At 38.4% G+C, this 7230-nt stretch carries 6 protein-coding genes and 1 pseudogene; 5 read left to right on the top strand and 2 right to left on the bottom strand.

What is annotated here, in order from left to right:
* Window positions 1-44 precede the first annotated feature (44 nt).
* Window positions 45-618: pseudogene (locus ACMZ6U_RS08530) on the bottom strand (transposase family protein); the annotation flags it as partial.
* Window positions 619-802: 184 nt separating this feature from the next.
* Here ACMZ6U_RS08530 and ACMZ6U_RS08525 point away from each other — a divergent pair.
* Window positions 803-1288: a GNAT family N-acetyltransferase gene (locus ACMZ6U_RS08525; protein WP_416107914.1), complete on the top strand. Its 486-nt coding sequence runs from the start codon at window positions 803-805 to the stop codon at window positions 1286-1288.
* Between the two features lie 8 nt (window positions 1289-1296).
* Entirely contained in the window at window positions 1297-2478 is a 1182-nt protein-coding gene (locus ACMZ6U_RS08520; protein WP_416107912.1) for an Mbeg1-like protein, read from the top strand.
* 83 nt (window positions 2479-2561) lie between these two features.
* Here the strand turns inward: ACMZ6U_RS08520 and guaA are convergent, their stop codons facing one another.
* On the bottom strand, window positions 2562-4124 hold the full coding sequence (guaA, locus tag ACMZ6U_RS08515; RefSeq protein ID WP_416107910.1) for a glutamine-hydrolyzing GMP synthase: 1563 nt from the start codon (window positions 4122-4124) through the stop codon (window positions 2562-2564).
* Between the two features lie 210 nt (window positions 4125-4334).
* Here guaA and ACMZ6U_RS08510 point away from each other — a divergent pair, with 210 nt between their 5' ends.
* From ACMZ6U_RS08510 to ffh, 3 genes are all read left to right on the top strand, one after another.
* Window positions 4335-5033 carry a GntR family transcriptional regulator gene (locus ACMZ6U_RS08510; RefSeq protein WP_416107908.1) on the top strand — a complete coding sequence of 233 codons (699 nt, stop codon included), beginning with the start codon at window positions 4335-4337 and terminating at the stop codon, window positions 5031-5033.
* 63 nt (window positions 5034-5096) lie between these two features.
* On the top strand, window positions 5097-5429 hold the full coding sequence (locus ACMZ6U_RS08505) for a putative DNA-binding protein (RefSeq protein ID WP_416107906.1): 333 nt from the start codon (window positions 5097-5099) through the stop codon (window positions 5427-5429).
* A 58-nt stretch (window positions 5430-5487) separates the two neighbouring features.
* Window positions 5488-7062, top strand: coding sequence for a signal recognition particle protein (gene ffh, locus ACMZ6U_RS08500; RefSeq protein ID WP_416107904.1), 1575 nt, complete (start codon window positions 5488-5490; stop codon window positions 7060-7062).
* Window positions 7063-7230: the final 168 nt, after the last annotated feature.

Here is a 7230-nt window from a genome sequence, read left to right as displayed (position 1 = left end):
ATAGCTAACACCTAGAGAGAATCGTTCCGATTCTCTCTTTTTGGATGATTATTAATCGTGGTTTGTTTATTATCTTCAAGTACAGTGACGATTTGTCTGGTCTCAAAGTCCTGAGCAATAAAGGCTAGCTGCCCCTTGTTTCTTGACAATTCATCCCAAGACAAAATGGTAGGTAGCTTATCAAAGGTCTCCATGATTTGGAAGGTTTCGAGTTGTCTTTTGACAGTCGCAACTGAGACATGACATTGCCTAGCGATATCGGCATTGCTTAAGGGTTCGGTTAGAAGCTGTGTGATTTTAGCCCAGACCGGTTGCGAGATTTGGCAGTTTCTTTCCACTAATGGGGATTGTACGACGATAACCTTACGACAGTCTTTACATTGAAAACGCCGTTTCTTGAGTTTTAAGAGGGTTGGCATGCCTTGGATATCCAAAATCGAGATGGTTGAGGGTTGTTGAAAGTCGTATTTGATCATTTTTCCATGACAAAAAAGACAAGCAGGCGCTTGGTAATCAAGTTTAGCTCGTATGTCAATATGAGTTTGATGTTTCAAAAGAAATAGTGATATTGTTATCTTTCAATCCAATTAAATCTATGGTATTCTTAAATAATTCCATATGACACTTTCTAATGATGGTTTAGTCGCTTTTCATTATAAGTCATGTGGGACTTTTTGCATACAGTCAAAAAGCCCTCTAACATCCGTAGAGGATTTTACCCACTACAGTCTTATAGAGCCGGATTTTTATGTTTTTAGAACAAGAAACTTATGTTATGATAATAAGACGGTAAGGAGAAATTATGGCAATTAGAAAAGCAAGATTATCGGATATTTCGAAAATTCAAGTATTATTAGAACAAATTTTAAGCGTTCACCATGCGGTTAGACCAGATATTTTTCAAAAAACAGGTAGTAAATATACTAATGAGGAACTAGAGGACATATTACGAGATGAGAAACAGATGATTTATCTTTATGAAGATAATTCCCAAAAGATTTTAGGGCGTCTCTTTTTGATGCTCCAAAATCCATCAAGTAATGTCATGAAGTCTCATAAAATATTGTTTATCAATTATTTGTGTGTCGATGAGTCAGCTCGGGGGCAAAACATTGGTGAAAAACTATATCACTTTGCTAGAGAAAAAGCTTTTGAATTGGGCTGCTATCATTTGACCTTGACATTTTGGGCTGCCAATCAAGGAGCTGTTCGATTTTATGAGCGCATGGGCATGTTGCCTCAAGAAATACGCATGGAAACCATTCTGACAGCGGATGAAAAGGAGTAGCACGCTTTATGGCATCATTATATGACTATGTTCTATCCGTTAAGGATAAATCTTTTGCAGAGGTGCCCTTGTGTTTATTAGATTTTACTCTTTTCAATGAACTAACCTATTTACAGATAATGGAGCATGTCCCAAAAGCCATTCGACAAAAAGACGTTATTTCGATTCAGGAGCTAAAAAAAGTATTTCATTATGATGATCAAGGCATTCCTATTAAACTTTTAAACACTCCGGAGCGTATCCGTCTATTTAATCTTTTTTTAATGGCAAAACGATATCAAAAGATCCAGTTTTGCCACTATAAGAATGAAGTCAATTTGGAATTTGAAACCCAGTTTTTAGCTATGGTTTTTGACATCTCAGAATGCCAAACGCATCATATCGTTTTTGGTGGTACTGATGACAGTCTGGTTGGCTGGAAAGAGAATTTTAAATTATCTTATATGCGTGAAATTCCTGCGCATAGGACTTCAAGTGCCTACTTACACCAAGTATTGCCACAATTAAGAGGACGTATCGTCATTTCTGGCCATTCTAAAGGTGGGAATTTAGCAGCTTATGCCGTTTCTCAAATCCCTAGGGATCTCCAAGACTATATTGATTTGATATACATTTTTGATGCACCAGGATTTCGAAAACCTTTGTTGGAGTCAGAAGGCTATCAATATATATCCCATAAAATGATAACCATCAAACCTTATGAGTCTCTTATTGGAATGATACTTGAAACCAATAAAATTCCAATCGTTGTTGCGTCTGACGCAAAAGGAATTATACAACATGCAATGAGCAAGTGGAAGGTTGATATCAAAAATAATCAATTTCAGCAAGTCCCTACCTTATCTCCATTGAGTCTCCAATTTGAAAAAACCTTTGCACTTTGGACTCAAAGCTTGTCAAACTATGAGTTAAAATCTCTCATTGATTTGCTATTTGATGAGTTTATTGATAGAGGTGTGCTTAGTTTCGAAGAATTGGTAACTAAAAATCCTTTAGTATTACGACAATACCTAGCTATTTATCGCCGTTTATCACCATATCAACGACAGCTCTTTTTAAAAGCCATTAATCTTTTTATTAAGGCTTACCGTAGTAGTCATTTGACACTAAAAGAAACATCTTCTGATAAAAAGTCAACCATTAGTCAATTACTAAACACCATTCAAACGAAAAAAACCGATACTCCTTAATATAGTCGTCGGTTTTAATTTTATCTGAATAGTATCTTTTAGAAAAGTATCGATCCTATGATTGCTTCTGAGAAAATAACTCCTTATTCCCACTCAACGGTTGCTGGTGGTTTGCTTGTGATATCGTAGACGATGCGGTTGACGTGTTCAACTTCATTGACGATACGTGTTGAAATTTTCTTGAGAACCTCCCAAGGAAGTTGGGCAAAGTCTGCTGTCATGCCATCGATAGAGGTGATAGCGCGGATAGCGATGGTATAGTCATAGGTACGACCATCCCCCATAACACCGACAGAACGAACCCCTGTATTGACGGTGAAGTATTGCCAAACATCGCGGTCTAAGCCAGCTTTAGCAATTTCCTCGCGGAGGATGGCATCAGATTCACGGACAGTTTCCAATTTTTCTTCTGTAATGGCTCCCATAACACGGATAGCAAGTCCAGGTCCTGGGAATGGTTGGCGCCAAACAATCTCATCAGGCATACCAAGTGCTGTACCAAGCGCACGCACTTCATCTTTGAAGAGAGTGTTAAGTGGTTCAATCAATTGGAACTGCATGTCTTCTGGGAGCCCACCAACATTATGGTGTGATTTGATGGTCTGAGCTGTTTCAGTACCGGATTCGATGATATCGGTATACAGAGTACCTTGTGCTAGGAAGTTAACGCCCTTAAGTTTGCTTGCTTCATCATCAAAAACATAAACAAATTCGTTACCAATAATTTTACGTTTTTGCTCTGGATCTTCAACATCAGCTAGGAGATCTAAGAATCGTTTAGAAGCATCGACACGGATAATATTGAGGCCAAACTTACCACCGAGCATGTTCATAACTTGGTCGCCTTCGTTTTTACGGAGCAGACCGTGGTCAACAAAGATACATGTTAATTGGTCGCCAATCGCTTTTTGAAGAAGTACCCCAACAACAGAGGAATCAACTCCACCTGAAAGTCCAAGTAGTACCTTTTTATCACCAACCGTTTCACGGATTTTTTCCACTTCCATATCGATGAAGTTATCCATAGACCAGTCACCTTTAGCTCCACAGATATTCATGGCAAAGTTGCGAAGCATGTCATTTCCATATTCAGAGTGACGAACTTCGGGGTGGAATTGAATACCGTAAATGTTCTTATCAGTATTTTCCATCGCGGCGTAAGGGCAGTCTACTGAGTCACCTACTAAGTTGAAACCTTGTGGGATTTCTGTCACAGCATCGCCATGACTCATCAAAACAAGTTGTTGCTCTGGGGTATTAGCAAATAGTTCAGAATTTGATTTTAAGCGGAGATAGGATTGGCCATATTCACGATTACCAGCATCACTAGCAGGCACAACCTTACCACCGAGTTTATGAGTAATGAGTTGCATCCCATAACAGATACCTAAGATTGGTATACCTAATTCAAAGATCTCTTCATCAATACTAAAAGCATTATCAGCATAAACTGAATTAGGACCACCGGATAGGACGATACCAATTGGGTTGATTCCACGGATTTCAGCAGCAGTGATCTTGTGGCTTTTCAATTCTGAAAAGACACCAAATTCACGGATACGACGTGCAATCAATTGGTTGTACTGGCTACCATAGTCAAGGACAATGATTTTTTGAACATCATTCAAAAGTGAAATGTCAGTCATGATTACCTTCCTTTTTTACGTCACATGGACATTAGTTAATTTATTCTAGCACAATTGCTTAAGATTAGCATTAGCTTTCTTCAAAAAATAAAAGAAACAGGTGTTAGTGATTTCTTTTCTTAAAAACATCTTATTATTTAGAAAATATGATAAACTATTGGTATAGTTGTTTCAGTTTGAATGAATAGAGATTATTTAAAGGAGCTTTGCATGATACCTTCTTATATAAGAATTCATGATAGTATCAAAAAAGGGATTGATGAAGGAAAATGGAAAATTGGTCAACGACTTCCGAGTGAGCGAGACCTTTCTGAACATTTTGAAGTGAGCCGGATGACCTTAAGGCAGGCAGTAACGCTTTTAGTCGAAGAAGGCATTTTAGAGAGGCGAGTTGGAAGTGGAACCTTTGTTGCGAGCAGCCGTGTTCAGGAAAAGATGCGTGGAACAACAAGTTTCACTGAAATTATCAAATCACAAGGTAAGGTTCCCTCAACTAAGCTAATCTCTTATGAAAGAAGTCATCCAAATGAACAAGAAGTTAGGCATCTTAATATAAAACCTCACTCTTACATTATCCGAATGGGTAGAATTCGTTATGCAGATCAGCTCCCTGTTTTATTTGAAGTCACTAGTGTTCCTGAAAAATTAGTGAAAGACTTTAATAAAACGGATATTACAGAGCATTTTTTTCAGACTATGACAGCTAACGGTTATGAAATTGGTAAGAGTCAACAGATAATATCAGCTAAAGTTGCAGATGATAAGGTTGCTGATTATTTAGAAATTGCTCCCAAAAGCGCCATTCTAGCCTTAACTCAGGTTTCTTATCTTACTAACGGGCAGCCTTTTGAGTATGTCCGAAGCCAGTATGTGGGCGATCGTTTTGAGTTTTATTTAGAGAATAATTAATAGGATACTGTTATCTGGTTAGAAGTTAGTCATTAGTGATCATTTTGTGGTAAAATAAAGGTTATGGAAATTGAAAAAACCAATCGAATGAATGCTCTCTTCGAATTCTACGCAGCTCTCTTGACTGACAAGCAAATGAACTATATTGAACTCTATTATGCAGATGACTATAGTCTAGCAGAGATTGCAGAGGAGTCTGGGGTCAGTCGGCAAGCAGTTTATGACAATATCAAACGAACAGAGAAGGTTTTAGAAACATATGAAATGAAACTTCATATGTATTCAGACTATATTGTTCGTAGCGAAATTTTTGATGATATTGCAGAACGTTATGCTGGAGATGAGTATTTACAAGAAAAGATAGCTATCTTGAGTAGTATTGATAATAAAGAGTGATTTGGTCTTTAGGGCCTTATCGTTGTAACAAATAAGACTAAGAAAGAGGAAGAGTTTAATGGCTTTTGAAAGCTTAACAGAACGCCTACAGGGCGTCTTTAAAAATATTCGTGGGAAAAAGAAACTTTCTGAGAAGGATGTTCAAGAAGTAACGAAGGAAATTCGTTTAGCCCTACTTGAAGCGGACGTTGCCCTTCCAGTTGTGAAGACCTTTATCAAACGTATACGTGAACGTGCTGTCGGTCATGACATTATTGATACGCTGGATCCAACCCAACAAATCATTAAGATTGTTAACGAGGAATTAACTGAAATTCTTGGTTCAGAAACAGCTGAACTAGAAAAATCTCCTAAAATTCCAACAATCATCATGATGGTCGGTCTTCAAGGGGCTGGTAAAACAACTTTTGCTGGTAAATTGGCTCATAAACTCATCAAGGAAGAAAACGCTCGTCCTATGATGATTGCGGCTGATATTTATCGTCCAGCTGCTATTGACCAATTGAAAACACTAGGTAGTCAAATCAATGTTCCAGTCTTTGACATGGGGACTGATACACCTGCAGTAGACATTGTAAAACAAGGTCTTGAGCAAGCTCGTCAAAATCACAACGACTATGTTCTTATCGATACAGCTGGTCGTTTGCAAATTGACGAAACGTTGATGCAGGAACTTCGTGATGTACAGGCTTTAGCACAACCAAATGAAATTCTCTTGGTTGTTGACTCAATGATTGGACAAGAAGCGGCAAACGTAGCGCGTGAGTTCAACGAGCAATTAAACATTACAGGTGTCATCTTAACCAAGATTGATGGGGATACCCGTGGTGGTGCAGCCCTTTCTATCCGTGAAATTACTGGCAAGCCAATTAAATTCACTGGTACTGGTGAAAAAATCACTGACATTGAAACCTTCCACCCAGACCGTATGTCTAGTCGTATCTTGGGTATGGGTGATTTGCTTACCTTGATTGAAAAAGCCAGCCAGGAGTATGATGAAAAACGCTCAATGGAATTGGCTGAGAAGATGCGTGAAAACACCTTTGATTTCAATGATTTCATCGATCAATTAGACCAAGTGCAAAATATGGGACCTATGGAAGATCTGTTGAAGATGCTTCCTGGAATGGCAGGCAATCCTGCTCTTGCTAATCTCAAAGTTGATGAAAAACAGATTGCCCGGAAACGTGCTATTGTATCATCAATGACACCAGAAGAGCGTGAAAATCCAGATCTTTTAAATCCAAGTCGTCGCCGTCGTATTGCAGCAGGTTCTGGAAATAGTTTTGTAGAAGTCAACAAGTTTATCAAAGATTTTAACCAGGCTAAGCAAATGATGCAAGGTGTTATGTCGGGAGATATGGAAAAAGCCATGCGTCAGATGGGTATTAATCCAAACAATCTTCCTAAAAATATGCCTAATATGCCAGATATGAGTGGCATGGATATGTCAGCCCTTGAAGGCATGATGGGACAAGGTGGAATGCCAGATATGTCAGCTCTGGGTGGTAACATGGATATGAGTCAGATGTTTGGTGGAGGTCTTAAAGGTAAGGCTGGTTCATTTATGATGAAACAGGCCATGAAGCGCCAAGCTAACAAAATAAAAAAAGCTAAGAAAAAACGTAAATAATGTTTCATAAAAAAGCATCAGTCATCTGAATATGGCGTTCAGAAAGCTGATGCTTTTTAATACTTTGATACCCGTTGTGCTAGTTAATCAAGCATAGGCAAGTGAATATTTCAGGCTCTATAATTTCTGTAGTGGGTAAAATCCACTGCGGATGTTATAGGGCTTTTT

Origin of the sequence: Streptococcus pluranimalium, assembly GCF_047785745.1 — a bacterium.
Lineage (GTDB): Bacteria > Bacillota > Bacilli > Lactobacillales > Streptococcaceae > Streptococcus > Streptococcus pluranimalium_B.
This window is presented reverse-complemented; position numbering and strand designations above follow the sequence as displayed.